The organism is Mycolicibacter sinensis (assembly GCF_001673565.1).
GTDB classification, from domain to species: domain Bacteria; phylum Actinomycetota; class Actinomycetes; order Mycobacteriales; family Mycobacteriaceae; genus Mycobacterium; species Mycobacterium sinense_C.
This window is the reverse complement of record NZ_LZMF01000102.1, coordinates 1-25543: the sequence shown is the minus strand read 5'-3', so window position 1 is coordinate 25543 and position 25543 is coordinate 1. Positions and strand designations below refer to the sequence as shown.

Genomic DNA, 25543 nt, shown 5'->3' with positions numbered 1-25543 from the left:
GGTGTCGCTGTCGTTGTCTCACGTTGTTCCACCCGGGAAATAACGAACGCCCCGACGCAGGATGCGGTCGGGGCGTCACAATGTGTGCCGGCGGAGCCGGTGCCTCGTCCTCCTGCGTGGGCCGCCGGGATGTTCCCGGACCTTCAACCGATTGCTCGGTGACCGACGGTCTTCGGTGGATCGCCACACACCATAGCGTGATGGGGGCCGATCAGCCAAAACGGACCCGGGCTCAGGCGTTCAGTGCGCCGGTCACCAGCACGACGAACAGCGCCGCCAGGATCACCACCCGCAACCAGTGCAGCCGGTCCCAGCGCGCAACGAGCCGGGTGGACACCTCGCCGGCCGCGATGCGGTTGTTGATCGGCACCAAGACTGCCACCGACAGCAGCACGGCCACAGCCATCAGGCCCACCCCGGTACCGACCAGCCCGCGCTGCGAGTCCGCGACGACGGCGACCGCCACCAGCAATGCAAACGCGGCGAAATACCAGAACGGCATCAGCCGTCCCAGCATCCGGGCGCCGTCCGCGCGGGCGGCCCGGCGCGCGTCGTCGGGCAGCCGCCCCAGAATCGGGTTGAGGAACGCCGCCACCGCGAACTCCGCACCCACCAGGATTCCGGTCACCGATATCGCAAGAATCTCCACAATCTGCTTCACAACAGACGACTGTGATAGCTATGCTGACAAAAAACAAGGTACTGACAAATTCGTCAGCGTCAGGAGACCTGGTGGCGGCATCAAAAAAAGTTGTCAGTGACTGCCCGATCGACGCCGCACTGTCGGTCGTCAACGGCCGCTGGAAAGGCACGATCCTGTGGCGGCTGACCGACGGGCCGATGCGCACCGCCGAGCTTCGGCGCAGCATCCCGGGCATCACCGAACGAATGCTCATCCGACATCTGCACGAACTCGTCGCCGACGGGATCATCGACCGCCACGACGCCGGCACTGTGCCGCCCTGTGTGCACTATTCGATCTCTGAGTACGGGCAGACGTTGGCCCCGGTGCTGGCCCAGCTGTGCGCGTGGGGCCGCGTCCACCTTTCGCGCTGACTCGGCGCCCCGAGCGGGGACCGTCCACGGCCCCGTTAGCCAACCAATCGCTTGCTAGGCTCCTGTGATGAGCGACACCATCCCCACCCTCGTCTGGGGCACCGGGAACGTCGGACGGCTGGCGATCCGCGCCGTCGACGCCCACCCCGCACTCGAACTCGCCCACGTCATCGTCCACGACCCGGCCAAGGTGGGCCGCGACGCGGGCGACCTCGGTGGACTCGGCCGCACGGTCGGCGTCGCTGCCACCAACGACGTCGAAGCCGCCCTCGCCGCGGGCCCCCGCGCCGTCGTCTACGCCGCCTCCGGCGACATCCGCCCCGACGACGCCCTCGCCGACGTCTGCCGCGCGATCCGCGCCGGTGCCGCCGTCGTCACACCGTCCCTCTATCCCCTGTACGACCACCGAAGCGCCCCGCCCGAAGTGCGCGAACCCGTCGAGAAGGCCATCGCCGACGGCGGCGGATCGTTGTTCGTGTCCGGCATCGACCCCGGCTGGGGCAACGACATCCTGCCGCTGCTCGTCAGCGGGCTCGCCGCCCGTGTCGACGGGATCCGCTGCCAGGAGATCTTCGACTACACGACCTACGACCAGCCGGATTCCGTCCGCCACCTCGTCGGCATGGGGCACCCGCTCGACTACCAGCCGCCGATGCTGATGGCGACCGTCCCGTCGATGGTGTGGGGTGGGCAGGTCCGGCTGATCGCCCGCGCGCTGGGCGTCGAGTTGGACGACGTACGCGAGCACGTCGAACGCCGCACCCTCGACGCCACCGTCACGACCGCCGCGATGGGCGACTTCGAGGCAGGCACCCAGGGCGCCGTGCGGTTCGAGGTCCAGGGCATCGTCGACGGCGAGGCCCGCATCGTGATCGAACACGTCACCCGCATTGACCCGTCCTGCGCGCCCGACTGGCCGCAGCCACCGGCCGGCGAAGACGGCGCCCACCGCGTGATCATCGAAGGCAGCCCCCGGATAGAGGTGACCGTCGAGGCCACCGAGAACGGCAACCGCTCCGAGGGCGGCAACGCCACCGCGGTGGGCCGCATCGTCGGCGCCCTCGACTGGCTTGTCGCCGCCGACCCCGGCCTGTACGACGCTCTCGACGTCCCGCTGCGCTGGATCCCCGGCCGAACCTTCGGAGGCACGAAGTGAACATCGACATCCCCGAGGGCCAGGACGCCATCGAGTACGTCTGGGGCGCCCTGGTCCCCGGGATCGGCCCGGCGGCGGCGAACTTCTCCCTGGCTGTCTACGCCCATTCGACGCTGGGCCTGCGCGAGTTCGAGGCCGCGCGACTGCGCATCGCCCAGTTGAACGGCTGCCTGTTCTGCCAGGACTGGAGAACAGAACGCGACGGCGTCAAGGTGGAAGAAGAGTTCGCCGAAGCAGTAGAGCACTGGCGCACGACAGACCGCCTGGACGACAGGGCACGCCTGGCAGCGGAGTACGCGGAACGCTACGTCCTGGACCATCACGGCTTGGACGACGAGTTCTGGACCCGCTTCCAGGCCCACTACGACCAGCGTGAGGCCGTGGAACTGACGATGTCCCTGGGTGCCTGGCTGGCCTTCGGCCGATTGAACAGGGTCTTCGGCCTGGACGCGATCTGCGCCCTTCCCAGCCACGCCACAACGCAGACCGCCTAAGCAGAGTCAGACCAGGGTGGCCAGCGCGGCCGCCCCCACCAGGCCGGCGTCGCCGCCGAGTTCGGCGGGCACGACCTTCAGCCCAGTCAGGAAGTCCAGCCGGGCGTGCTCGGACAACGCCGCACGCAGCGGATCGAACAGCAGCGCACCGGATTTCGCGACTCCCCCGCCGATCACCACCAGGTCCAGGTCGCAGACCGCGGCCACCGAGGCGATCATCGCCGCCAGCGCATCGGTGCCGCGCCGGAATGCGCGCCGCGCCACCGGGTCACCGGCCTCGGCGGCCGCAGCGAGCGCCTTGGCGTCGGCCTCGGCGGTCTCCGGCGTCCAGCCGTTGGCCAGCGCCCAACGCACCATCGCCGGGCCGGAGGAGATGGTCTCCACACAGCCTCGGCCGCCGCAGCGGCACGGTTCGCCATCGGCGTCGACGACGACGTGCCCGACGTGCCCGGCGTTGCCGGTCCGGCCGTGAAAGGGCGCTCCGTCGAGCACGAGACCTCCGCCCACCCCGGTCGAGACCACCATGCCCAGCATCGATCGCGTCCCGCGCCCGGCCCCGTACCGGTGTTCGCCCAGCGCCATGCAGACGCCGTCGCCGCCCAACCGGACCGGCACTCCGGGCACCGCGGCGGCCACCCGGTCACGCAGGGCGAACCCGCGCCAGCCGGGGATGTTGATCGGGTTGACCGTCCCGGCGTTGACGTCGACCGGGCCGGCCGAGCCGATCCCGACCGCGCCGACCCGCCCGCCGGCTTTCGCCAGGACGTCGCCGAGCAGCTCGGCCACCACCGCCCACACCACCTCAGGGCCCTGGTCACCGCGGGTGGGCCGGGTGGCGGTGTAGCGCAGGGTTCCGTCGGCGCCGATGAGGCCGGCGGCGATCTTGGTGCCGCCGACATCCAGCGCGAGGGTCGCCAGCTCGCTCATCGGTCGACGCCGATCGGCTCGGCGGCCGCCACCGTCATCCGCACGGCCGGTGTGTACACCAGTCCGCCGGCCCCGCCGACCCGGACCAGCGCCCACCAGGTGCCGGGCTGCGCCCACACCGGTGGGCTCAGGGTGAACTCGACGTCGACGCTGCCGCGGGCCGGGACCAGCGCGCCGACCGCGGCGGGCCCGGCCCATTCCCAGGTTCCCCAGGGCGTGATCAGGTGCGCCTCCACCGCCAGGTCGGCGTGGGCGTCGGTGCCGACGATGACGCTCAGGCGCGCGGTTCGTCCGGCGGTCACCTCGATGTCGGCCACGCCGTCGACGTAGAGCAGCCGGTCGAGTCCCGGGTCCCCGACGCGCACCACCGCCACGTCTTCGACCGGTTGCCGCCAAGCCCGTGGCACCTCGCCGGTGAGGTCGAGCCGGGCGCGGATCGGGTAGAGCCCCGGCGCGGCATCCGCCGGCACCGTCACCGCCACCGGGGTGCCGGTGTGCTGGCCCGGTTCCAGCCGCACCGGGTGCTCGCCGGGCGGGGCCGTCCAGCCGGCCGGGCATTGCCAGCTCACCGCGCCGGCCAGGGTCGCGTCGACGCTGTCGCTGGCCACGCTCAGCTCAAAGGTGAGCTGCTCACCCGGATCCGCCTCCAGCCGGTGCGGATGCAACGCCGGGATCGCCGGCAGACCACCCAGGGGCGCCGGCCCGCGATTGTGCAGCCAGTAGCGGGCGTACAGCGGCTGGGCGGCTTCCTGCTCGGGCGCCAGGCGGGCGCGGGCGGCACCCACCCGTTCGATGTCCAGCCGGGCGGTGACGGTGGCGATCTCATAGCCGTGCAACCGATTCGGGTCCGGGTGTTCCCGCGGCTGTTCCAGCAGATCGGCGCGGCCCAGCACGCTCACCGGGCCCAGGTCGCTGTGCAGCGTGACGGCGGCGCCGGCTCCGCGGGTCTCCACCAGGCGCAGCGTGACGGTATTGGGGTCGACGGGCGCCGCGCTGCCCCGCGCTGTCGGGTTGCCGGCCGCCTTGAGCGCCGCCAGGCCGACACCGGCGGTCGGCTCGACGCGCAGCAGCGAGCCACTCGACGGCAGTGTGCCGTCGCGGCCGGCCACCACCGGGACGACCCGCAGCGGGTCGGCGAATTCCGCGCTGCGCAAAGGAATTTCGGCCTGGCGCCAGTCGCCGTCGCCGGCCACCAGCGCGTAGTCGAAGGTGTGTGTCCAGTGCATCAGCTGGAAGGCGCTGCCGTCGGGCGCGGTGCGGCGTGGGCCGTCGGTCCAGGCCGCCGACGGCCAGCTGGTGCAGGACCGCATCAGCGCGGTGTGCAACGTGCCGGCGGAGTCGACGGCGAAGCTGGGGACACCGCGGTTGATCAGGGCGACGCTGCGCGCCTCGAACGGCTCCAGGTCAGCCGGGGCCTGCTGTTGCACGCTGATCTCGGCATCCGCCAGCTCCTCAGCCAGCCGGGCGATCTCGGCCGCCAAGCCGTCTTCGCGGGCGGCGATCACCAGCACCGGCAGGGCGCGCGGGCCGGTCAGGTCGGCACCGGGCACCCAGACCTCGGTGAGGGGTTTCTCCGCCGGCACCCACACCCGGGCCCGGCCCTGCTCGGAGAGCTGCCGCTGCAGCTCGTCGGTGTAGGCCGGATCCGCGGCGTCCAGCACGGCCCGGGTGAAGGTGTTGCGGTCCGGCCCGCCCAGCGCGATGCGGCAATCCGGCAGATTGGAGTCGACGGCGAGGTTGCCGTACCGGGGGCCGTCGGCCTGCGAACAGGTGGCGGTGACGCCGGCGCGCACCAGCGCGACCATCAACTCCCGCGGCGCCTCGAGTCCGTCGCAGCTGACGACTTCGGCCACCGACATCGCGCGGCTGCTGCTCCCGACGTTGATCCGGGCCGTGGCCGACAGCCCGAACCAGCGGTGGGCGGGGGTGTCGAGGGTCCGTGGGTACTGCGCGGTGTCCACCGAGCGTCCACTGGGCTCGTGCAGCAGGCCGAAGCCGCGGCCGATGACGGCGTCGGCCACCTCGGCGACCGGGAGCGCGCCGGGCACCGGGCAGGGCCAGCGCAGCCGCAGCAGATGGTCGGCGCCGGTGAACTCGTCGACGGTGGTGGAGCAGTCGACCCGGTCCACGCCATGCCACAGCGTCAGTGTCTGGGTGTAGGCCAGCACGCCGCGGATCCGCCCCGAGACCACCAGCCGCTCCCCCAGCGGCCCGCGGTAGGCCTGCACGCTCACCTCGGTGGCAACCGCCGAGGTGAACAGGTTGCCGCTGGGCACCAGATGCCAAGGGCCCTCACCGGATCGGGGGTGTTTGGGGTATTCGTCGTAGACGGCGAGCTGGTTGCCCAGGCCGCCTTCAGAGATCATTTCGCGGATCGCGCTCCCGCCCAGGCACAGCCACGAGGTGATGCCGCCGCCGCGGTCCGGGTCGGCGCTCAGCCGGTGGTGCTCGTTGCCGATCGCGGTGCCCGGTAGCGGCTGCCAGCCCCGCGCCTCGTCGGCGGGAACCAGCCGGTAGGCCCGCCAGCCCAGCGAGGGCACTCGGGCCAGCCAGCTGACCGTGGTGCCGCCGTGTTCGACGTGGGCCGGCGATTCGATGCCCTCGCTGTCGACCACGCGTGCCCCCGCGGGCAGCGGTGTCTCCAGATGCACGGTGACCAGATCGGTCCGGTCGGCGGCCACCGGGTTCCACACCACGGCCCCTTCATCACCAGTCACCAAGCCCGACAGCTCCGCGAGCGCGTTGTCGCGGGCGTCGACACCCAGCTGCCAGGCGTCGCGCCAGCCGGTCAGCAGATCCAGGTAGACCTGGTCGGCCTCCGAGCCGGTGATGGCGTCGTGGTGGGCGCCGTAGGACAGTTGCGCCCACGCCTTGGCCAGCGCCGCCTCCGGGTAGTCCGCCCCGGTCAGCGCCGCGGCGAACACCGCGAAGCGCTCCGCACCCAGGATCGCCCGTTCGGCGGCCCGGTTGGCCTGCTTGGTGTCGATGTAGGAGACGTGGCAGCCGGTGTAGATCGGGTTCATGTCGCGGGTCTGCGGCGACGGCGCCTCGTTGCGCTCCTGGAGTTCGGCGCGCACCGCGGCGAAGAACTCGCGTGGCAGGGCGCACACGAATTTCGGCCAGGTGTAGCGGGCGTTCCAGTCCCGGTGGATTTCGGTGATCCACCGGTTGGGCGGGGTGAAGTCGGTGCCCACCGGCAGCAGCACGTTGCGGGTGGCGGCGACCTTCTTCAGCTCGGTGAACAGCCCGTAGACCTCGTCCTCGGCGTCGGCCAGCGACTCACTCGCGTCCATCCACCAGCCGCCGGCGTAGTGCGCGGGCATGTAGTGCGTCAGCAGGCCGCGCCCCGACGGCGCGATCCATTCGAACTCGGATGCGAACTGCATGCGGCGCGGATCGCCGCCGCCCTCCATCGGACCCCACTGGTGGAACGGTCCGCGCGCCCACGCGCTGGAGCTCAGCCCGGCGTCGGCCACCAGTCCGGGAAACTGCGGGTCGTGGCCGAACACGTCGAGCTGCCAGGCCGTGCCGGGATCGGCACCCATGATGTCGCGCTGAAAACCGATGCCCGCCACCAGGTTCCGGATCGTCGTCTCGGCGTCGATGAGGTTGGTCGACGGTTCGTTGTAGGTGCCGCCCATCACCTCGACTCGGCCTTGGGCGATCAGCCGGCGCAGCTCGGCGCGGTCGGCCGGGTGGGTGTCCCAGTACGGCTTGAGGTAGTCGACTTCGGCCAGAACGAATTTGTACTCGGGGTGGTCTCGGGCCCAGTCCAGATGGCTGCGCACCAGGTTGACGCCGTTGGTCTGCCGGCACGCGCCCAGCGGGTTCTCGGTCCACACGCTGGTGTAGTTGGCCTGGGTGTTCCACCACACCGGGTCGTAGTGGAACTGCCCGACCATGAACATCGTCCAGCCGGGTTCGGCCACGGTGAACGTGAAATTCCGGCCGTTGACGCGCGCGGCCCGCTGCTGGCCGGGCATCGCGCCGTCGACGGTCACCGGCACCTCGACGACGCCGCTTCCCGGCTGCGCGACGGCCTGCCCGGCCAGACCGTCTCCCTCGATGCGCATCGGTGTCGGCGCCTCGGCGTCGCGGTAGCCCACCCGGACCAGCTGCAGCGGGGCGTCGGCCGGCCCGACGAACTTCCCGGTCGCTTCGGCGTCGAGGATCCGCATGACACAAACCTACGGACGCGCGCCTGCCGGGCGGAGCCTTTCGGCGGCCGGCTGTGTTCGGCGTGCGTGGGAATTGTCCGACCGGACTGGCAGGCTCGGGTCATGCCCGTCTGGAGTGACTTGCTGGCCGACCAACTCGACTGGCACTGGCAAAACCAGCTGCGCCCGCGGCTGGACGGCCTCACCGACGACGAGTACCTGTGGGAGCCGGTGGCCGGCTGCTGGTCCGTACGCCGCGACGGCATCGACTTTGGCGTCCCGGTGCCCGAGCCGGCGCCGTTCACCACCATCGCCTGGCGAATGGCGCACGTGATCGTCGGCGTGTTCGCCGTCCGCAACCACCACCACTTCGGCGGGCCGCCGGCCGATTACCAGACCTGGCCGTACGCGCTCGACGCCGCCACCGCACTGCGCCAGCTCGACGACGCCTATGCAGACTGGATCGCCGGGGTGCGTGGCCTCGATGAGTCCGCGTTGGCCCGGCCCATCGGCGCGGCCGAGGGGCCGTGGGCCGAGCGCACCATGGCGGAGCTGGTCTTGCATATCCACCGCGAAGCCATCCATCACGGAGCCGAAATCGCCTGCCTGCGCGATCTGTACGCGCACCGACTCGATCGAAAGGACTGACCATGCCCGGACTCGCCCCACCGGTGACCGACGAACGCCACGCGCTGCGCGAGTTTGTGGCCTACCACCAAAGCGCCTACTTCGCGGTGGCCTACGGCCTGACCGATGAACAGGCCCGGGCCACCCCGACCGCTAGCGCCCTGTCGATCGGTGCGTTGATCAAACACGCCACCGGTCTGCAACACACCTGGATGTCCCGCGTCGCCGCCGCCCCGGCCGCACCGCCCGCGGACAGCCGGCCGGGCGAGGAGAGGGCCCGTGAATATCAGGACCAGTACGTACTGCGCCAGGACGAGACCCTGGCCGGGGCGCTGGACGCGTTCGCTGCGCAAAACGCCGAGACGCTACACCTGTTGGAGTCCACCGACCTCGACGCCGCGGTGCCGGTGCCGCGCGACGCACCGTGGTTCCCCACCGACGTCGACGCGTGGACGGTGCGCTGGGTGTTCCACCACGTGATCAACGAGCTCGCCCGGCATGCCGGGCACGCCGACATCATCCGGGAAAGCATCGACGGCGCCACCATGTACGAACTGATCGCCGGGTTCGAGGGCGCCGAACCGACCGCATGGCTGACCCCCTGGCGGCCGGGCGCCAAGGCGTAAGACGGTGCGCTGGCGGAGAACTTCCGCCGCTGATTTGGCAGACTGCAGCAATGAGTTCGACCCCGCCTCGCCAGGTGGTCCGGCTCGACCGGGTGCCGTTGCCGGTCGAGGCCGCCCGCATCGGCGCGACCGGCTGGCAGCTCACTCGCGCCGTCACCCGGGTCTTCACCGGACTGCTCAAGCCCGGCCCGATCCAGCAGAAGGTGATCCGGGAGCTGCCGCAGACCTTCGCCGACCTGGGACCCACGTACGTCAAGTTCGGTCAGATCATCGCCTCGAGCCCCGGCGCGTTCGGCGAACCGTTGTCGCGGGAATTCCGCGGATTGCTGGACTCCGTACCGCCGGCCGACCCCGCCGCGGTGCACCAACTGTTCGTCGAGGAACTGGGCGCCGAACCGGCCGAGCTGTTCGCGCAGTTCGACGAGACCCCGGTCGCGTCGGCGTCCATCGCCCAGGTCCACTTCGCCACCCTGCACAGCGGCGAGGACGTCGTCGTCAAGATCCAGCGCCCGGGCATCCGCCGCCGGGTCGCCGCCGACCTGCAGATCCTCAAACGGTTCGCGCAGCTGGTCGAGCTGGCCAAGTTGGGCCGCCGACTCTCCGCCCAGGACGTCGTCGCCGACTTCTCCGACAACCTCGCCGAGGAACTGGACTTCCGCATCGAGGCGCAGTCCATGCAGACCTGGGTGTCGCACCTGCACGCCTCACCGCTGGGCAAGAACATCAAGGTGCCCGACGTGCACTGGGACTTCACCAGCGAACGGGTGCTGACGATGGAGCGGGTGTCGGGCATCCGCATTGACGACGCGCCCGCGATCCGCAAGGCCGGCTTCGACGGCGTGGAGCTGGTCAAGGCGCTGCTGTTCTCCACCTTCGAGGGCGGCCTGCGGCACGGGCTGTTCCACGGCGACCTGCACGCGGGCAACCTGCTGGTCGACGACCAGGGCCGGGTGGTGTTCCTGGACTTCGGGATCATGGGCCGCATCGACCCGCGCACCCGCTGGCTGCTGCGTGAGCTGGTGTATGCGCTGCTGGTCAAGAAGGACCACGCCGCGGCCGGCAAGATCGTGGTGCTGATGGGCGCGGTCGGCACGATCAAACCCGAGGGCCAGGCCGCCCAGGATCTGGAGGCGTTCGCCACCCCGTTGACGATGAAGTCGCTGGGCGACATGTCGTATGCCGAGATCGGCAAGCAACTCGGCGCGCTGGCCGACGCCTACGACGTCAAGTTGCCGCGCGAGCTGGTGCTGATCGGCAAGCAGTTCCTGTATGTGGAGCGTTACATGAAGCTGCTGGCGCCGCGCTGGCAGATGATGTCGGACCCGCAGCTGACCGGCTACTTCGCCAACTTCATGGTCGACGTCAGCCGAGAGCACAAAGACGCACCGGAGGTATAGCCGTGGACGTTCGCAGCGGTACCGCCCGCTCCGGAGACCTGGACATCTTCTATGAGGACATGGGCGACGTCGGCGACCCGCCGGTGCTGCTGGTGATGGGCCTGGGCGCCCAGCTGCTGCTGTGGCGCACCGGGTTCTGCGAGAAGCTGGTGGCCCAGGGCCTGCGGGTGATCCGCTACGACAACCGGGATGTCGGGTTGTCCACCAAACTGGGCCGCAAGCACGCCCGCGGCGCACTGGTGCCGCGGATGGCACGGTTCTGGCTGGGCAAGCCCGGTTCAGCCGTCTACACCCTGGAGGACATGGCCGACGACGCCGCCGCCCTGCTGGACCACCTGGGTATCGAGAAGGCCCACGTGGTCGGCGCCTCGATGGGCGGGATGATCGCGCAGGTGTTCGCGGCCCGGTTCGCCGACCGGACCCGGTCGCTGGGGGTGATCTTCTCCAGTAACAACCGACGGTTCCTGCCGCCGCCGGCGCCGCGCGCGCTGCTGGCACTGCTGTCCGGGCCGCCGCCGGACTCCCCGCGTGAGGTGATCATCGACAACGCGGTGCGGGCCAGCCGGATCATCGGCAGCCCCGGCTACCCGACACCGGAGGAGCAGTTGCGGGCCAACGTCACCGAGGCCTACGAACGCAGCTACTACCCGTGGGGCATCGCGCGGCAGTTCGGCGCCATCCTGGCCAGCGGCAGCCTGGCCGCCTACGACCGGCTGATCACCGCGCCGACGGTGGTCATCCACGGGCTGGCCGACAAGCTGATGCGCCCCTCGGGGGGCCGGGCGATCGCCGACGCCATCGACCGGGCCCGGCTGGTGCTGATCGAGGGCATGGGCCACGACCTGCCCGAGGAGCTGTGGGATCCGGTGATCAACGAGCTGACCACCACCTTTGCCGCCGGCCGGTAGCGGATTGTCAGCAGACTTACGGTAAACGGTAGGATGAGCGAGCCTCTACCTATTCCCCCACAAGATCGCGAGTAAACCGAGCTATGCCCACATTGGAGCCGAAGTACGAGGAACTGCAGTCTATCTACGACATCTCGAATGAGTTCTACGAGCTGTTCCTCGGCCCCACCATGGGCTACACCTGCGGGTTCTACCCCGATAAGGACACCACCTGCGACGAGGCGCAGATCGCCAAGTTCGACCTGGCGCTGGGCAAGCTGGGCCTGGAGCCGGGCATGACGCTGCTGGACATTGGATGCGGCTGGGGGGCCTGCATGCAGCGCGCGATCGAGAAGTACGACGTCAACGTCATCGGGCTCACCCTCAGCGGTGAGCAGCGCGAGTACGCGATCGACAAGCTGTCCAAGGTGGACACCAACCGCAGCGTCGAGGTGCGGCTGCAGGGCTGGGAGGAGTTCACCGACAAGGTGGACCGGATCGTGTCGATCGGCGCGTTCGAGCACTTCGGCCGCGACCGCTGGGCGGACTTCTTCCGCATCACCTATGACGCATTGCCCGAAGACGGTCGGATGCTGCTGCACACCATCACCGCGATCGCCGGGTCGGAGGACGCGCTGGCCAGAGGCCTGCCGCTGACGATGGATCTGGCCAAGTTCACCCTGTTCATCATGAAGGAGATCTTCCCCGGCGGGCAGCTTCCGTCGGCGTGGTTGCCCCGCAAGTACGCCGCCGAGGCCGGCTTCACCTGCACCCGCGACGACGAGATCGGGCCGCACTACGCGCGCACCCTCGAGGACTGGGCCGCGATGCTGGCCGCCAACAAGGAGCGGGCGATCGAGGTGCAGGGCCAGGTGGCCTACGACCGCTTCGACAAATACCTCAACGGCTGCGTCAAGCTGTTCCGCGACGGCTACAACACCGTCCACCAGTACACGCTGCAAAAGTAGCGCTGAGCAGCCGGTTCACCGGCGAGAACACCTCCGCCGCCGCGCTCGGTGGCGGGTGGCCGCGCAGAGTGCGCGTAGGATTCCGGAGGCGGCTTTTCGTGCTCGGGGGGAGCACACCGCCATCGGGGGGAGTCCTTGTCATGTCTTCAAAGCTGAATCCGCATTTCGCGGAGGTACAGGCGCACTACGACCTGTCGGATGAATTCTTCGAACTGTTCCTGGACCCGACCAGAACCTACAGCTGCGCCTACTTCGAACGTGACGACATGACCCTGGAGCAGGCCCAGCTCGCCAAGATCGACCTGTCGCTGGGCAAGCTGGGACTGCAGCCCGGCATGACGTTGCTCGACGTCGGTTGCGGCTGGGGTGCCACCCTGCGTCGCGCCATCGAGCGATACGACGTCAACGTGATCGGGCTGACCTTGAGCCGCAATCAAGCCGCTCACGTGCAGCGCAGCTTCGATGCGCTGGACAGCCCGCGCGACCGGCGGGTGGTGCTGGCCGGCTGGGAGCAGTTCGACGAACCGGTGGACCGGATCGTCTCGATCGGCGCGTTCGAACACTTCGGCTTCGAGCGCTACGACTCCTTCTTCGCGATGGCCCACCGGCTACTGCCGGCCGACGGCCGGATGCTGCTGCACACCATCACCACGCTGTCGGGCAACCAGTTCGCCGAGCGCGGCCTGCCGCTGACCATGGAGGCCGCCCGGTTCAGCAAGTTCATCATGAGCGAGATCTTCCCGGGCGGCCGGCTGCCGTCGATCGAGATGGTGCACGAGCACTCCGAACGAGCCGGTTTCGCCGTGGAACGGACCCAGTCGCTGCAGCTGCACTACGCCAGGACCCTGGACCTGTGGGCGCAGGCTCTGCAGGCCCACCACGACGAGGCGATCGCCGTCCAGTCCGACGAGGTCTACCAGCGCTACATGAGGTATCTGACCGGCTGCGCGGAGCGGTTCCGGCTTGGCTACATTGACGTCAACCAATTCACCCTCGCCAAGTAGACATCCGGCCACCGATGCCGACCCGGGCACTATGCGCCCGCTATGATTCAACGGTTGACCGGCTTGGGCGACACACCACACACCGCGTCCGGTCACGGCGGGTTACATCAGGAAGGCAACCAGTCAAAGATGGCGGAGAAATCGACACGCACCGCGGGAATGCGTCCGAAGTTCGAAAACATCCGGGCTCACTACGACCTGTCCGATGACTTCTTCGCCCTGTTCCAGGACCCGAGCCGCACCTACAGTTGCGCGTACTTCGACCCGCCGGACCTGAACCTGGAGCAGGCGCAGATCGCCAAGCTCGACTTGAACCTGGACAAGCTGGACCTGCGGCCCGGAATGACGCTGCTCGACATCGGCTGCGGCTGGGGCGCGACCATGAAGCGCGCCGTCGAGAAGTACGACGTCAACGTGATCGGCCTGACCCTCTCGACGAACCAGCACGCCTACTCGCAGAGCCTGCTCGACGAGATCGACACCGAACGGTCCCGCCGGGTGCTGCTGAAGGGCTGGGAAGAGTTCGACGAGCCGGTGGACCGGATCGTCTCCATCGAGGCGTTCGAGCACTTCGGCTTTGAGAACTACGACGACTTTTTCAAGACCTGTTACGACATCATGCCGGCCGACGGCCGGATGGCCATCCAGAGCAGCGTCAGCTTCCACCCCTATGACTTGAACGCCCGCGGCAAGAAGCTGACGTTCGAGACGGCGCGGTTCATCAAGTTCATCCTCACCGAGATCTTCCCGGGCGGTCGGCTGCCCACCACCGACATGATGGTGGCGCACGGCGAGAAGGCCGGTTTCACGGTGCCCGAAGCGATTTCGCTGCGCTCGCACTACATCAAGACGCTCAAGATCTGGGGCGACGCGCTGGAAGCCCGCCACGACGAGGCCGTCGCGATCCAGTCCGAAGAGGTCTACCAGCGCTACATGAAGTACCTGCGCGGCTGCGAGTACTACTTCACCGACGAGGCCCTGGACGTCAGCCTGGTCAGCTACGCCAAGAGCGCTTAACCGCCGAGCAGACGCGAAAGCCCCCAATTCCGTAAGGAATTGGGGGCTTTCGCGTCTGCTCGCGAGGTTGCAGCGAGGGTTACTCGGCCGCGAAGTTGCGGGTGACGGTCGGGTCCACCGGGATGCCGGGGCCCGTCGTCGTGGAGATGGTGACCTTCTTCAGGTAGCGCCCCTTGGACGACGACGGCTTGAGCCGCAGCACCTCGTCGAGCGCGGCACCGTAGTTCTCCGCCAGCTTGGTCTCCTCGAAGGAGGCCTTGCCGATAACGAAGTGCAGGTTGGCCTGCTTGTCCACCCGGAAGTTGATCTTGCCGCCCTTGATGTCCGAGACGGCCTTGGCGACGTCGGGGGTCACGGTGCCGGTCTTGGGGTTGGGCATCAGGCCGCGCGGGCCCAGCACGCGGGCGATGCGGCCCACCTTGGCCATCTGGTCGGGGGTGGCGATCGCGGCGTCGAAGTCGAGGAACCCGCCCTGGATCTTCTCGATCAGGTCGTCGCTGCCGACCACGTCGGCGCCGGCGGCGATGGCGGCGTCGGCCTTCTCGCCGACCGCGAACACCGCGACCCGGGCGGTCTTACCGGTGCCGTGCGGCAGGTTCACGGTGCCGCGGACCATCTGGTCGGCCTTGCGCGGGTCGACGCCGAGCCGGATGGCCACCTCGACGGTGGCGTCCTGCTTGGTCGAGGACGTCTCCTTGGCCAGCTTGGCGGCCTGCAGCGGGGTGTAGAAGTTGTCGCGGTCCACCTTCTCGGCGGCGGCGCGGAATGCCTTGCTGTTCTTGCTCATCGGTTATCCAATCTCAGGTGGTTGGTTGTGGTTGACGGGCCGAAGCTGGCCCTCCCACTCGACTATTTCTCGTCGAATAAGCCCTTCGCATTCCTACGCTGGGCCTCGTTCCTCGGCCCGCTTCGTCGTGCTCAGGTCTATTCGACGAAGATCATTCGACGGTGATGCCCATCGACCGGGCGGTGCCGGCGATGATCTTGGCTCCGGCCTCGATGTCGTTCGCGTTGAGGTCGGCCTTCTTGGTCTCGGCGATCTCGCGGACCTGGTCCCAGCTCACCTTGGCAACCTTGGTCTTGTGCGGCTCGGCCGAACCCTTGGCGATGCCGGCGGCCTTGAGCAGCAGCCGCGCCGCGGGCGGGGTCTTGAGCGCGAAGGTGAAGCTGCGGTCCTCGTAGACGGTGATCTCCACGGGGATGACGTTGCCGCGCTGGCTCTCCGTCGCGGCGTTGTACGCCTTGCAGAACTCCATGATGTTGACGCCGTGCTGACCGAGCGCGGGTCCGACCGGCGGCGCGGGGTTGGCCTGACCGGCTTCGATCTGAAGCTTGATCAGCCCGGCGACCTTCTTCTTCGGGGCCATGAGTTGGGGTGTTCCTTTCCTACGTACTAGATCTTGGAGACCTGGTTAAAGGTCAGCTCCACAGGCGTCTCGCGGCCGAAGATGGACACCAGCACCTTGAGCTTCTGTTGTTCGGCGTTGACCTCGCTGATCGAGGCGGGCAGCGTGGCGAACGGCCCATCCATGACGGTGACCGACTCGCCGACCTCGTAGTCGACCTCGATGACCGGCCGTTCCAGACCGCCCTCGTGGGCCGCCGCCGCAGTGCTGGCCGCACCGCGCGCCTGCTTCTTGGCCGCGCCCTGCGGCAGCAGGAACTTGACCACGTCGTCGAGCGGCAGCGAGGTCGGCCGGGAGGTGGCGCCGACGAACCCGGTGACGCCCGGGGTGTTGCGCACCGCGGACCAGGAGTCGTCGGTCAGGTCCATCCGCACCAGGATGTAGCCCGGCAGCACCTTGCGGTTGACCTGCTTGCGCTGGCCGTTCTTGATCTCGGTGACCTCTTCGGTGGGCACTTCCACCTGGAAGATGTAGTCGCCGACGTCCAGGTTCTGCACGCGGGTCTCGAGGTTGGCCTTCACCTTGTTCTCGTAGCCGGCGTAGGAGTGGATGACGTACCAATCGCCCGGCTTGGTGCGCAGCTCGGCCTTGAGCGCCACCGCGGGGTCGAGCTCCTCCGCGGGCTCAGCGTCGGCCGCCTCGGCGGCTTCCGGGGCCTCGGGGCTCTCGGGGGCCTCGGGGGCCTCGACAGCCTCAGCCGTCTCTTCGGCCGGGGCCTCGGCAGGCACCTCGGTGGTCTCCGCCACGTCGACCGGCTCGCCCGCAGGCGTATCGCCGTCGAAGGTAGTCACGGTTGTCAGTCCTTCCTATAACTTCACTCGCCGAACACCAGCAGCACCAGCCGGGCGAATCCGTAGTCCGCACCGGCGACCAGAGCCACCATGAAGACCAGGAACGCCAGCACCACCGCGGTGTAGGTGACCATCTGCTTGCGGTTCGGCCAGATCACCTTGCGAAGTTCGCCGACGACCTGCTTGAGGTAGTTGAAGACGAAGAGGAACGGATTGCGCGACGGCCCGTCCGACTTCTTCTTGACCTTCTTGGCCTTCTTGACCTCGTCCCCACCCAGCTCGGTCGCGGTGGACTCCAGCTCGTCGACGCCATCGGCCGCGCCGCGCCGCCGGGAGCGCTTGCCGGTGGGCCGCAGCGGATCGCCGACCTGCCTGCTCGCCACGGCCGTGCGACCGGGGCGGAGAGGAGAGTCGGCCTCGCTGTCGCCGTCGGCTGCGGCGTCGGGACGGTCGAGCTCGTCGGTCACCGCATGCTCCTTCGTTCTTCTCGCTTACGTATTGCCGTACCGCACCTAGGTGAGTTCCAGTGTCCACTGTCCACCATGGCACGTCAGCAGGGGCGACAGGACTTGAACCTGCAACCTGCGGTTTTGGAGACCGCTGCTCTGCCAGTTGAGCTACGCCCCTTCGCGGTTGGCAGACCAACCTGCGTTCCGGGATCTCACCTGTGCACCGTCTCCGGCCCACACAATTCGCGCGCTCCCCGTTCGCCTCACGGAAAGCGCGCTAGTGCTGGGAAAACCCCGAGGTCCGAGTGTACCTCGCCGCCCGGGCCAGTTACTAATCAGGCTGTTCGGACGACCTGACCGGATTCGGCGTCCCACTTCAGGCTCACCGAATCGTCGCCGTCGTGGCCCATCATCGTGGTGAACGCCTCCAGCACGACGTCGCCGTCCTGATCGGTCAAGATGTTGCGGGTCGTCACGATGTCGGCGCCGAACCGCTCGTTGACCGATGCGATCTCCATCCGCGCGTAGAGGACGTCGCCGGCCTTGATCGGTTTGCGGTAGGTGAACCCCTGGTCGACCTGGACCATCTGCATGGTGGTGTAGCCGGTGTCGACGTTGCGGAAGAAGTCGGACTGCACCAGCTTGGCCAGGATCGCCACGAAGGTCAGCGGGGCCAGCACCGAGTCGTAGCCCAGTTCGGCCGCCGCCGCCTCGTCATAGCAGGCGGGGTCCTCGGCCTTGATGGCCCGGGCGAACTCGCGGATCTTCTCGCGGCCCACCACGAACGGCTCCGGGTAGCGCCAGATCAGGCCCCGGATATCGGTTTTGATCGCCATCGTGGAATCCCCTAGGCGAGCTTCGCCGAGGCGACCGCCCGTCCGAAAATCTTCTTTCCGTCGGTGGTGGCGGTGAGCGCGATCGTCACCGACTTGGATTCGGGGTCCACAGACTTCACCCGGCCGCTGAAGACGATCTCGGCGCCCTTGCCGTCGTTGGGCACCGGCACCACGGCGGTGAAACGGACGTTGTACTCGGTCACCGCTCCCGGGTCACCCACCCACGCGGTGACGTAGCCGCCGCCGAGCCCCATGGTCAGCATGCCGTGGGCGATCGCGGTGTCCAGGCCCACCTGTTGGGCGATCTCGTCGTCCCAGTGGATCGGGTTCAGGTCGCCGGACACGCCGGCATAGTTGACCAGATCCTGCCTAGACAGCGGGATGACCCGCTCCGGCAGCTGATCGCCGACCTTGACCGAACTGAACTCACGCAACGCCATCGGTGAAACCCTTTTCTCCCTCGCCGGCGCGACCCGCCAACGTCGTATACGTCTCCTGCACGGTCTCGCCGGCATCATTGGTGACCACCTGCCGGGTCACGATGATGTCGGTGCCGTGTGCGCGGCGAACCGATTCCACCGAGACGTCGCAGTACAGCCGGTCGCCATCCTTGATCGGCTGGTGAAACTCCAGCTTCTGGTCGACCTGGACGATCTGGGCGTCATCGACGGTGACACCGGCGTGCTCGAAGAACGACGAAATCGCCTTGTGCCCGAACACCGAGATGTAGGTCAGCGGGGCCAGCAGACCGTCGTAGCCGAGGCCGGCGGCCGCCCGCAGGTCGAAACTGGCCGGGTCCACGGCCTTGACCGCGCGAGCGTATTCGCGGATCTTCTCCCGCTCCACGTCATAGTGGTCGGGATAGCGGTAATGCGCCCCGGCGAGGCGCTCGGCCAACGACACGGTTCGCGCGACCTAGCGGGATTCGCGGTGAGACTGGTGCTTGCCGCAGTTGGGGCAGAACTTCTTCAGCTCCAGCCTGTCGGGGTCGTTGCGGCGATTCTTCTTGGTGATGTAGTTGCGGTGCTTGCACACCTCACAGGCCAAGGTGATCTTCGGCCGCACATCGGTGCTGGAGGCCACGTCAGCTGCCCTCTTTCATCTGTTGTTGCGCTGGTTCTCGTAGTAGCGATGGCCGGACTTGAACCGGCGACCTAACGATTATGAGTCGTTCGCTCTAACCAACTGAGCTACATCGCCGCGGGTAATACACCTGCCAGCAGGCCCGGCGTCCACCGAGCCCCCTAACGGAATCGAACCGTTGACCTTTTCCTTACCATGGAAACGCTCTGCCGACTGAGCTAAGGGGGCCTGACCCACGGCGGCCATCCGGCGCCGTGAGCCTGTAGAAGGTTACAACCTCGGCCACGAGGTCACCAAACCGCGGTGCCGACGGCGACGACCTGCCGCGCCCGGCTTCGCCGGGTTTGCGGTACCGGCTGCTTTAGGGTGGAGGGCGTGCCCGAATCCGACCGGCTGTATTTCCGCCAACTGCTCTCCGGACGCGATTTCGCGGTCGGGGACCCGATGGCCACCCAGATGCGCAATTTCGCGTACCTGATCGGCGACCGGCAGACCGGCGACGCCGTGGTGGTCGACCCGGCCTACGCCGCCGGTGACCTGCTCGACTCCATCGAGGCCGACGGCATGCGGCTGTCCGGCGTACTGGTGACCCATCACCACCCCGATCACGTGGGCGGGTCGATGATGGGATTCGAGCTCAAGGGCCTCGCCGAGCTGCTGGAGCGGACCAGCGTCCCGGTTCACGTGAACACCCATGAGGCACAGTGGGTTTCGCGGATCACCGGAATTCCGATGACGGACCTGACCGCCCATGAGCATGGCGACAAGGTCAGCATCGGCGACATCGAGATCGAGCTGCTGCACACCCCCGGGCACACCCCGGGCAGTCAGTGCTTCCTGCTCGACGGCCGCCTCGTCGCCGGCGACACGTTGTTCCTGGAGGGCTGCGGCCGCACCGACTTCCCCGGTGGCGACTCCGACGAGATGTACCGCAGCCTGCAGCAGCTGGCCGCCCTGCCAGGTGACCCGACGGTGTTTCCCGGGCACTGGTATTCGGCCGATCCGAGCGCTGCGCTCTCCGAGGTCAAGCGATCCAACTATGTATTCAGCGCCGGAAGCCTGGACCGGTGGCGCATGCTGATGGGCGGATGAGGGGATAGCCGATGGGATCAGTCGAGGACCGCTGGTACGACATCGCCCACGCGGGGCCGGAGACGTGGCTGGCATTCGCGGCGTGGCTGGCGATCGGGATCACCGTGCTGGCGCTGCTCTATCTGAACCGGCAACTGCAGCGCAACCGCCGCGCGGCCGCCGAACAGACCCGCCCGCACGTGGCGATGTACATGGAGCCGCACGCCGCGGACTGGCACGTCATCGAGCTGGTGGTCCGCAACTTCGGCAAGACCGCCGCCTACGACATCCGGTTCTCGTTCGCCCAGCCGCCGACCGTGGCCCGCTACGAGACGGCTTCGGACGGCTACGCCGACGTGGTCGCCTTGCAGCTGCCCGAGGAGCTGACGGTGCTGGCGCCGAACCAGGAGTGGCGCACGGTGTGGGACTCGGCGATCGACCGGGCCGAGCTCGGTGAGGGCATCGAGTCGCGGTTCACCGGGACGGTCAGCTACTACGACACCCCCGACGAGCCCAAGGGGTGGTTCGGGCGCGGTAAGCGGACCCCCTACGAGAACAAGGTGACGCTGGACTGGGGCGACCTGCCGCCGGTGCGGCGCGTCGAGTTGATGACGACGCACGACCTGGCCAAGCGGGAGAAGCAGAAGCTGGAGCTGCTGCGCAGCCTGCTCAGCTACTTCCACTACGCCAGCAAGGAGACCCGCCCGGACGTGTTCCGCGGCGAGATCGAGCGGATCAACGGGGCGGCCCGCGAGATCCAGGACCGGCTGCGCGGCCGCGAGCAGCTCGAGGGCGCCGGCAACACCGACATCACCGTGCGGCTCGGCGACGCCAGCGCCGAGTTGGGCAAGCACCGGCACTGAGCTTGCGTCACTCGGCGCCGGGGTAGTGCGCCACCCGGAACCGCTCCAGGTAGGCCGGCCAATCCCAGCCCGCCAGGAACTTCTGCGTCGCGACGTAGCCGTTTTGGTAGAGCTCTTCGAGGCGCGAGCGGGAGATCCCGAAGTCCAGCACCCCCACGTCGGTCGGGCTGATCTTGATGGCGCGCACGCTGACCCACGGCTGGTTCAGATAGGTCTGGTCGTGGCCGACTAGCAGGGTGCTGATCAGGTTCTCCAGCAGCCGCGACTGGCCGAACATGCGCAGCGGCCGCAGGCCCGGAACCATGTCGCCGATATCGCCGCCGGACAGCTCCGGCACCACCGTCACCCCGAAGGTGGGCCACAGCGGTGCGCGGCCGTCGAGCCGGTCGAACGTGTAGATCGGGAAGTTCGACAGCACCCCGCCGTCGACCAGGGTGGATTGCCGGCCGTCGGCGCTGGTCAGCGTCACCGGGCGGTAGAAGAACGGCACCGACATCGAGGCGCGCACCGCGTCGGCCACCGATTGTTCGTCGGGGTCCAGGCCGTAGACCCGCCGGTAGTCCCACGGCAGCCGGACCAGCTGCCCGGTCGTCACGTCGGTCACGCTGACCACCGCCCGGTAGCGGCGCTCGGTCAGCAGGTTGTCGTCGTCGTAGGTCAGATCGCCCCAGGTGCGCACCCCCAGGTTGGCCAGCTCTCCGCGAATCCAGTCATGGGCGACGTCGCCGCGGTACAGGCCGCTGTCGCGCAGGAATCCGAACGCCGCGCCCAGCAGCGGGACCGGTACCTCGGTGTCGCGCCAGGTGGACAGCGGCACCGACAGCGCCAGTTCCTTGACCTGTGCCGCGGTCAGCTGATCGCCCTGGGCCGCCGCGGCCAGGATGGTGCCCACCACCGAGCCGCCGGACACCCCGGAGATGCGCTGCACCGAGTAGCCGGCGTCCATCAGCGCCACCACCGCTCCGACCAGCCCGATGAACCGCACTCCCCCGCCGGACAGCACCAGGTCTGCGGTCAGCGGCGCGTTCTTCTGCGATCGACGAGTGGCCATCGGTCGGCACTCAGTTCGCGGAGTTCCACTCGTAGGGCAGGAATTTGCCGTCGAGGGTGATCACAACGCGATCACCGCCCGGGTGCGGTTTCTTGTCGATGTCCACGCTGAAATTGATCGCGCTCATGATGCCGTCCCCGAACTGCTCGTGGATCAGTTCCTTGATCGCGGGGCCGTAGACGCCCACCGCCTCGTAGAGCCGGTAGATGGTCGGGTCGGTGGGCGGCGTGGTGAGCCCGCCGCGCACCGGCACCGCGGCCAGTATCGGTACCACCGAACGATCCAAGCCGAGCAGATCGGCCAGGATCTCGCCCTGCTCGGCCGGGATGGGCTGCTGGCCCAGCAGCGCCGACGTGGTCCAGACGACCGGTTTCTTGATCGCGTCGGCCAGTTCCTGCCAGCTCAGGCCCTTGGCCAGCCGGGCGGCGACGATCTGCTCGGTGATCTCGCTTCGGTTCATGGCTTCCAGCATGCCCGTGTCGGTCAGCCTGCGAAATAGCGACGCAGGTTCTCCCACATGGCGGCATGCGAGCTGCCGCCGTCGCGCAGCACGGTGTTCATCAACAGCCGGGGTGCGCTGATGTCGACCTGTTCGTGCAGCCGGCTGCCGTCGCCGTGCGGGCGCACCGTCACCGTCGACCACATTTCGATGCCGGGCCGCTGCAAGGTGTGGCTGCGGATCTCGCCGGGGCCGTCGGTGCGCAGGTCCACCCGGCAGGTGAAGCGGATCGGGATGCCGTACAGGCGCATGCGGTGCGGGGCCAGGTAGCGGGTGGCGCCGTCGGTGCCGCCGGGGATACGGCGCACGTCCACCAGCATCGGGTGCAGCGCTTCATAGTTGGTCAGGTCGGCCAGAAACGCCGTCACAATCTCCGGCGACGCCCCGACGTCGGCGGTGTGCTCCAGGCGTCCGCGGGCCATGTCAGCGACCTTAGCCCGGCCGGCACCGCTGGCATACTCGGCGGCATGCCCGCTCTCAAAGCCCCTGGACTGCGTCTGCTGATCGCCGTATTCGTGGCCGCGACGGCCCTGCTGGCCGCGGGATGCGGTTCGCGGACCACGGCCGAGGGCACCGAGCTGGGCTTCACCGCCCAAACCCTGGACGGCCGGGCGTTCTCCGGTTCGAGCCTGGATGGCCGGCCGGCGGTGCTGTGGTTCTGGGCGCCGTGGTGTCCCACCTGCCAGAAGGACGCGCCGGTGGTGGCGCGGGTGGCCGCCGCGCATCCGGCGGTGACGTTCGTCGGGGTGGGCGCCCGCGATGAGCTGAGCGCGCTGCAGGACTTCGTCGCCAAATACGGCGTGGACTCCTTCACCGAGCTCAACGACGCCGACGCCGCGGTGTGGGCCCGGTTCGGGGTGACCCGTCAGCCCGCCTATGCCTTCGTCAGCCCGGACGGCGAAGTCGAGGTGGTGAAGGGCTCGCTGTCCGAAGCCGATCTGAGTGCGCGGGTGCGGGCGCTGACGCCGGCGTGATCGACACCGCCACCCTGAGTTTCGCTCTGGGCGCCGGGCTGGTCGCGGCGCTGAACCCGTGTGGCTTCGCGTTTCTGCCGGGGTATCTGGGTTTGGTGATCGCCGATAGCCGGGACACCTCGCGTCCGGTGGCGCTGGCCCGCGCCGGTGCGGCGACGGTGACGATGTCGGCGGGATTCCTGACGGTGTTCGGGATTTTCGGGCTGGCGGTGTCGCCGTTGATCGCCTCGGCGCAGAAGTATCTGCCGTTCGCCACCGTGGTCATCGGCGTGCTGCTGCTGGCGATGGGCGGCTGGCTGCTGGCCGGCCGGGATATCTCGGTGCTGCTGCCCAAGGCGGGCGGGACCCCGACGGCGCGGCTGGGGTCGATGTACGGATACGGCGTGGGCTATGCGGTCGCCTCGTTGTCGTGCACGATCGCACCGTTTCTCGCGGTGATCAGCACGACCTTCCAGCAGGGCTCGACGCTGGCCGGGGTGCTGGCGTTCGTCGCCTACGCCGCGGGCATGAGCATCACCGTCGGCGTCGCGGCGCTGGCGGTGGCGCTGGCCGGTTCGTCGGCGACCTCGGCCCTGCGCCGGGTGCTGCCATATGTCGGCCGCATCGCCGGGGTGATCGTGCTGCTGACCGGGTTGTACGTCACCTACTACGGCTACTACGAGATCCGGTTGTACTTCTCCGGGACCGACGCCGACGATCCGGTGATCCACGCGGCCGGCGCGGTGCAGTCCTGGCTGGCCGATCGGATCGACGCGCTGGGCGTCTGGCCGCTGCTGGGAGCGGCCGTGGTACTAGTATCGGTTTCGATTGTTTCAATTAGGCGCACTCGCGGGTAGCATGGACGCATGCCCACCGCCGTCGCACCCATCGCCCGCCAGGTCGCCGAACGCGCCCGCACCGATGCCGGGTTCGCCCAGGTGCTCGACGCCCTACTGGAGGCGCCGACGGCGCCGCAGGGCACCTTGGAGCGTATCGCCGCCCACGCGCTGAACGACCAGCGTCGCGCCGCCCTCGTCGACGACTTCGTCGCCGGGGCGCTGCCCACCCCGAAGGTTCAGGCGCTGCTACGGCTGGGCACCCCGCAGGCGGTGCACCGGCTGCGCAGCCGCGGCAAGCTGATCGGCGCGGCCGTGGGCAACCAGACCTGGTTTCCGGCCTGGCAGTTCGACGACGCGCGGCTGCGCGCCGACCTGCCCGAGATCCTGGAGTTGCTGGCCCGGTTCACCACCGATCCGCTGGCCGCCGACCGCATCATGCGGCTCACCCATGACGACTTGGGCGGTATCTCGATCGCCGAGGCACTGCGCCACCCCGCCACCGCGGCGGACGCCCGGCGGATGCTGACCGCGCTCGGTGCCTGAGCTTCCCGCCGGCTACCGGGCTCCCCTGCCCGACGCCCGGCCGACCGGCCTGCGCCGCCGCCGGATCACCGCCGGAACGCAGCTGTGGCGCCTGGACGCCGAACACCCCTCCCGGTGGGACTGGACCGGGTTCGCCGAACCGCGCTACCGCTTCGACCCCACGTCGGGAACGTTCCGCACCCGCTATGGGGCAACGGAACTGCTCGGTGCGTTCCGGGAGCGCTACCGGCTGACCGGATTGATGATCCCGGCCGACCACGCCCGCCACCACCTGGTGCGGCTGACCGCCGCCCGGCATCTGCGGGTGCTCGACTTGCGCACCGAACGCAACCTGGACGCCCTGGGCGTCGACGATCAGATCAGCACCGGTCAGCACGACGCGGTGTGGGCCACCTGCCAGCGACTCGCCGACGCGGTGCGGCGCTGGTGGCCCGAGCCCGAGGAATGCCCGGACGCGATCGTCTACCGGTCGCGCACCACGCCGGAGACCTCGGTCAACTACGCGTTCTTCGCCGTCGAAGCGTTCGAGGTGGCGGCGTGGCCGCTGGCGCAGCGCCCCGAGGTGACAGCGGATCTGGTGCTACGGCACGGGTTTACGATCGGATATTGAGCGCATCGTTTCCCACCTGCCCCATCCGTCACCGGGCCGGAGGATATGGGCGTGTGCCCGCCTTTGAGCGACAGGCGACGTTATGTCAGCCGCCCAGGCGCGCAGTGGGAATCGGGCGTCGGTGCCGGCGCCGCCACAGGTTGACGTAATCGGCGTTGTCGCTCAAAGGCGGGCACACGCCCATATCCTCCGGCCCGGTGACGGATGGGGCAGGTGGGAAACGATGCGCTCAA

At 68.7% G+C, this 25543-nt stretch carries 30 protein-coding genes and 3 tRNA genes; 16 read left to right on the top strand and 17 right to left on the bottom strand.

Features of this window, described 5'->3' with window-relative positions; genetic code table 11:
• Positions 1–232: 232 nt before the first annotated feature.
• Entirely contained in the window at positions 233–661 is a 429-nt protein-coding gene (locus A5648_RS15060) for an anthrone oxygenase family protein (RefSeq protein ID WP_065025319.1), read from the bottom strand.
• A gap of 71 nt (positions 662–732) precedes the next feature.
• Between A5648_RS15060 and A5648_RS15055 the strand changes: the two genes are divergently transcribed.
• The 3 genes from A5648_RS15055 to A5648_RS15045 all read left to right on the top strand — a co-directional run bounded on the left by A5648_RS15055 (position 733) and on the right by A5648_RS15045 (position 2706).
• Positions 733–1056, top strand: coding sequence for a winged helix-turn-helix transcriptional regulator (locus A5648_RS15055; protein ID WP_065025318.1), 324 nt, complete (start codon positions 733–735; stop codon positions 1054–1056).
• A gap of 67 nt (positions 1057–1123) precedes the next feature.
• Positions 1124–2212 (top strand): NAD(P)H-dependent amine dehydrogenase family protein, encoded by a 1089-nt coding sequence (locus A5648_RS15050; RefSeq protein ID WP_065025317.1) that lies wholly within the window; start codon positions 1124–1126, stop codon positions 2210–2212.
• On the top strand, positions 2209–2706 hold the full coding sequence (locus A5648_RS15045; protein WP_065025316.1) for a carboxymuconolactone decarboxylase family protein: 498 nt from the start codon (positions 2209–2211) through the stop codon (positions 2704–2706). Before A5648_RS15050 ends, A5648_RS15045 begins: the two co-directional genes overlap by 4 nt.
• Positions 2707–2712: 6 nt before the next feature.
• On the opposite strand, the gene A5648_RS15040 is transcribed toward A5648_RS15045, so the two are convergent.
• Both A5648_RS15040 and A5648_RS15035 read right to left on the bottom strand, forming a co-directional pair.
• Complete coding sequence (locus A5648_RS15040) at positions 2713–3624, bottom strand: ROK family protein (RefSeq protein ID WP_065025341.1); 912 nt, start codon at positions 3622–3624, stop codon at positions 2713–2715.
• A 5-nt stretch (positions 3625–3629) separates the two neighbouring features.
• Positions 3630–7811: an NEW3 domain-containing protein gene (locus A5648_RS15035; RefSeq protein ID WP_065025315.1), complete on the bottom strand. Its 4182-nt coding sequence runs from the start codon at positions 7809–7811 to the stop codon at positions 3630–3632.
• A 102-nt stretch (positions 7812–7913) separates the two neighbouring features.
• Here A5648_RS15035 and A5648_RS15030 point away from each other — a divergent pair, with 102 nt between their 5' ends.
• The 7 genes from A5648_RS15030 (at position 7914) to A5648_RS15000 (ending at position 14316) form a co-directional block, all read left to right on the top strand.
• Entirely contained in the window at positions 7914–8438 is a 525-nt protein-coding gene (locus tag A5648_RS15030; protein WP_065025314.1) for a DinB family protein, read from the top strand.
• A 2-nt stretch (positions 8439–8440) separates the two neighbouring features.
• Positions 8441–9043, top strand: coding sequence for a DinB family protein (locus tag A5648_RS15025; protein WP_065025313.1), 603 nt, complete (start codon positions 8441–8443; stop codon positions 9041–9043).
• A gap of 50 nt (positions 9044–9093) precedes the next feature.
• The gene (locus A5648_RS15020) at positions 9094–10440 is read left to right on the top strand and encodes an ABC1 kinase family protein (RefSeq protein ID WP_109470801.1); all 1347 of its coding nucleotides are present in this window, start codon (positions 9094–9096) and stop codon (positions 10438–10440) included.
• A gap of 2 nt (positions 10441–10442) precedes the next feature.
• Positions 10443–11348, top strand: a complete 906-nt coding sequence (locus A5648_RS15015; RefSeq protein ID WP_065025311.1) for an alpha/beta fold hydrolase — start codon at positions 10443–10445, stop codon at positions 11346–11348.
• Positions 11349–11431: 83 nt separating this feature from the next.
• Positions 11432–12295, top strand: coding sequence for a cyclopropane mycolic acid synthase family methyltransferase (locus A5648_RS15010; protein ID WP_065025310.1), 864 nt, complete (start codon positions 11432–11434; stop codon positions 12293–12295).
• A gap of 140 nt (positions 12296–12435) precedes the next feature.
• Complete coding sequence (locus A5648_RS15005; RefSeq protein ID WP_065025309.1) at positions 12436–13299, top strand: cyclopropane mycolic acid synthase family methyltransferase; 864 nt, start codon at positions 12436–12438, stop codon at positions 13297–13299.
• Between the two features lie 129 nt (positions 13300–13428).
• Positions 13429–14316 (top strand): cyclopropane mycolic acid synthase family methyltransferase, encoded by an 888-nt coding sequence (locus A5648_RS15000; protein WP_065025340.1) that lies wholly within the window; start codon positions 13429–13431, stop codon positions 14314–14316.
• Between the two features lie 79 nt (positions 14317–14395).
• Here the strand turns inward: A5648_RS15000 and rplA are convergent, their stop codons facing one another.
• The 11 genes from rplA to A5648_RS14945 all read right to left on the bottom strand — a co-directional run bounded on the left by rplA (position 14396) and on the right by A5648_RS14945 (position 19109).
• Positions 14396–15103 carry a 50S ribosomal protein L1 gene (rplA, locus tag A5648_RS14995; protein WP_065025308.1) on the bottom strand — a complete coding sequence of 236 codons (708 nt, stop codon included), beginning with the start codon at positions 15101–15103 and terminating at the stop codon, positions 14396–14398.
• 151 nt (positions 15104–15254) lie between these two features.
• Positions 15255–15683: a 50S ribosomal protein L11 gene (gene rplK, locus A5648_RS14990; RefSeq protein WP_065025307.1), complete on the bottom strand. Its 429-nt coding sequence runs from the start codon at positions 15681–15683 to the stop codon at positions 15255–15257.
• Between the two features lie 26 nt (positions 15684–15709).
• Entirely contained in the window at positions 15710–16513 is an 804-nt protein-coding gene (gene nusG / locus A5648_RS14985) for a transcription termination/antitermination protein NusG (protein ID WP_065025306.1), read from the bottom strand.
• Between the two features lie 23 nt (positions 16514–16536).
• A complete protein-coding gene (gene secE, locus A5648_RS14980) occupies positions 16537–16980 on the bottom strand; it encodes a preprotein translocase subunit SecE (protein ID WP_065025305.1) in 444 nt (147 codons plus the stop codon).
• 87 nt (positions 16981–17067) lie between these two features.
• Positions 17068–17140, bottom strand: a tRNA-Trp gene (locus A5648_RS14975).
• Between the two features lie 157 nt (positions 17141–17297).
• Positions 17298–17798, bottom strand: a complete 501-nt coding sequence (hadC, locus tag A5648_RS14970; protein ID WP_065025304.1) for a (3R)-hydroxyacyl-ACP dehydratase subunit HadC — start codon at positions 17796–17798, stop codon at positions 17298–17300.
• An 11-nt stretch (positions 17799–17809) separates the two neighbouring features.
• Positions 17810–18238, bottom strand: a complete 429-nt coding sequence (gene hadB / locus A5648_RS14965; protein WP_064855577.1) for a (3R)-hydroxyacyl-ACP dehydratase subunit HadB — start codon at positions 18236–18238, stop codon at positions 17810–17812.
• Positions 18225–18701 (bottom strand): (3R)-hydroxyacyl-ACP dehydratase subunit HadA, encoded by a 477-nt coding sequence (hadA, locus tag A5648_RS14960; protein ID WP_065025303.1) that lies wholly within the window; start codon positions 18699–18701, stop codon positions 18225–18227. The genes hadB and hadA overlap by 14 nt, the downstream gene beginning before the upstream one ends.
• A 12-nt stretch (positions 18702–18713) precedes the next feature.
• Positions 18714–18881, bottom strand: coding sequence for a 50S ribosomal protein L33 (rpmG, locus tag A5648_RS14955; protein WP_013827599.1), 168 nt, complete (start codon positions 18879–18881; stop codon positions 18714–18716).
• 43 nt (positions 18882–18924) lie between these two features.
• Positions 18925–18998: transfer RNA gene (locus A5648_RS14950), tRNA-Met, on the bottom strand.
• A gap of 38 nt (positions 18999–19036) precedes the next feature.
• A tRNA-Thr gene (locus A5648_RS14945) sits at positions 19037–19109 on the bottom strand.
• A gap of 147 nt (positions 19110–19256) precedes the next feature.
• Here A5648_RS14945 and A5648_RS14940 point away from each other — a divergent pair.
• Positions 19257–19973 carry an MBL fold metallo-hydrolase gene (locus A5648_RS14940; protein ID WP_065025339.1) on the top strand — a complete coding sequence of 239 codons (717 nt, stop codon included), beginning with the start codon at positions 19257–19259 and terminating at the stop codon, positions 19971–19973.
• Between the two features lie 11 nt (positions 19974–19984).
• Entirely contained in the window at positions 19985–20815 is an 831-nt protein-coding gene (locus A5648_RS14935) for a hypothetical protein (protein ID WP_065025302.1), read from the top strand.
• 7 nt (positions 20816–20822) lie between these two features.
• Here A5648_RS14935 and A5648_RS14930 read toward each other — a convergent pair whose 3' ends face one another.
• The 3 genes from A5648_RS14930 to A5648_RS14920 are packed head-to-tail and all read right to left on the bottom strand — an operon-like array spanning position 20823 to position 22787.
• On the bottom strand, positions 20823–21866 hold the full coding sequence (locus A5648_RS14930; RefSeq protein ID WP_065025301.1) for a patatin-like phospholipase family protein: 1044 nt from the start codon (positions 21864–21866) through the stop codon (positions 20823–20825).
• Between the two features lie 10 nt (positions 21867–21876).
• Positions 21877–22338 carry a cyanase gene (gene cynS, locus A5648_RS14925; RefSeq protein WP_065025300.1) on the bottom strand — a complete coding sequence of 154 codons (462 nt, stop codon included), beginning with the start codon at positions 22336–22338 and terminating at the stop codon, positions 21877–21879.
• Positions 22339–22349: 11 nt separating this feature from the next.
• Positions 22350–22787 carry an SRPBCC family protein gene (locus tag A5648_RS14920; protein WP_065025299.1) on the bottom strand — a complete coding sequence of 146 codons (438 nt, stop codon included), beginning with the start codon at positions 22785–22787 and terminating at the stop codon, positions 22350–22352.
• A 45-nt stretch (positions 22788–22832) separates the two neighbouring features.
• Here A5648_RS14920 and A5648_RS14915 point away from each other — a divergent pair, with 45 nt between their 5' ends.
• The 4 genes from A5648_RS14915 to A5648_RS14900 are packed head-to-tail and all read left to right on the top strand — an operon-like array spanning position 22833 to position 25310.
• A complete protein-coding gene (locus A5648_RS14915) occupies positions 22833–23339 on the top strand; it encodes a redoxin family protein (RefSeq protein WP_065025298.1) in 507 nt (168 codons plus the stop codon).
• The gene (locus A5648_RS14910; protein WP_065025297.1) at positions 23336–24175 is read left to right on the top strand and encodes a cytochrome c biogenesis CcdA family protein; all 840 of its coding nucleotides are present in this window, start codon (positions 23336–23338) and stop codon (positions 24173–24175) included. Before A5648_RS14915 ends, A5648_RS14910 begins: the two co-directional genes overlap by 4 nt.
• 9 nt (positions 24176–24184) lie before the next feature.
• The gene (locus tag A5648_RS14905) at positions 24185–24700 is read left to right on the top strand and encodes a hypothetical protein (protein ID WP_065025296.1); all 516 of its coding nucleotides are present in this window, start codon (positions 24185–24187) and stop codon (positions 24698–24700) included.
• Complete coding sequence (locus A5648_RS14900; protein ID WP_109470800.1) at positions 24693–25310, top strand: RES family NAD+ phosphorylase; 618 nt, start codon at positions 24693–24695, stop codon at positions 25308–25310. The genes A5648_RS14905 and A5648_RS14900 overlap by 8 nt, the downstream gene beginning before the upstream one ends.
• The last annotated feature ends 233 nt before the right edge of the window (positions 25311–25543 follow it).

Bases quoted from the DNA above. Each gene is read 5' to 3' on its own strand.
- A5648_RS15050 (WP_065025317.1), top strand. From the start codon at position 1,124: ATGAGCGACACCATCCCCACCCTCGTCTGGGGCACCGGGAACGTCGGA.
- A5648_RS15035 (WP_065025315.1), bottom strand. From the start codon at position 7,811: ATGCGGATCCTCGACGCCGAAGCGACCGGGAAGTTCGTCGGGCCGGCC.
- A5648_RS15030 (WP_065025314.1), top strand. From the start codon at position 7,914: ATGCCCGTCTGGAGTGACTTGCTGGCCGACCAACTCGACTGGCACTGG.
- A5648_RS15025 (WP_065025313.1), top strand. From the start codon at position 8,441: ATGCCCGGACTCGCCCCACCGGTGACCGACGAACGCCACGCGCTGCGC.
- A5648_RS15020 (WP_109470801.1), top strand. From the start codon at position 9,094: ATGAGTTCGACCCCGCCTCGCCAGGTGGTCCGGCTCGACCGGGTGCCG.
- A5648_RS15010 (WP_065025310.1), top strand. From the start codon at position 11,432: ATGCCCACATTGGAGCCGAAGTACGAGGAACTGCAGTCTATCTACGAC.
- A5648_RS15005 (WP_065025309.1), top strand. From the start codon at position 12,436: ATGTCTTCAAAGCTGAATCCGCATTTCGCGGAGGTACAGGCGCACTAC.
- A5648_RS15000 (WP_065025340.1), top strand. From the start codon at position 13,429: ATGGCGGAGAAATCGACACGCACCGCGGGAATGCGTCCGAAGTTCGAA.
- rplA (WP_065025308.1), bottom strand. From the start codon at position 15,103: ATGAGCAAGAACAGCAAGGCATTCCGCGCCGCCGCCGAGAAGGTGGAC.
- rplK (WP_065025307.1), bottom strand. From the start codon at position 15,683: ATGGCCCCGAAGAAGAAGGTCGCCGGGCTGATCAAGCTTCAGATCGAA.
- hadC (WP_065025304.1), bottom strand. From the start codon at position 17,798: ATGGCGATCAAAACCGATATCCGGGGCCTGATCTGGCGCTACCCGGAG.
- hadB (WP_064855577.1), bottom strand. From the start codon at position 18,238: ATGGCGTTGCGTGAGTTCAGTTCGGTCAAGGTCGGCGATCAGCTGCCG.
- A5648_RS14935 (WP_065025302.1), top strand. From the start codon at position 19,985: ATGGGATCAGTCGAGGACCGCTGGTACGACATCGCCCACGCGGGGCCG.
- A5648_RS14930 (WP_065025301.1), bottom strand. From the start codon at position 21,866: ATGGCCACTCGTCGATCGCAGAAGAACGCGCCGCTGACCGCAGACCTG.
- cynS (WP_065025300.1), bottom strand. From the start codon at position 22,338: ATGCTGGAAGCCATGAACCGAAGCGAGATCACCGAGCAGATCGTCGCC.
- A5648_RS14920 (WP_065025299.1), bottom strand. From the start codon at position 22,787: ATGGCCCGCGGACGCCTGGAGCACACCGCCGACGTCGGGGCGTCGCCG.
- A5648_RS14915 (WP_065025298.1), top strand. From the start codon at position 22,833: ATGCCCGCTCTCAAAGCCCCTGGACTGCGTCTGCTGATCGCCGTATTC.
- A5648_RS14905 (WP_065025296.1), top strand. From the start codon at position 24,185: ATGCCCACCGCCGTCGCACCCATCGCCCGCCAGGTCGCCGAACGCGCC.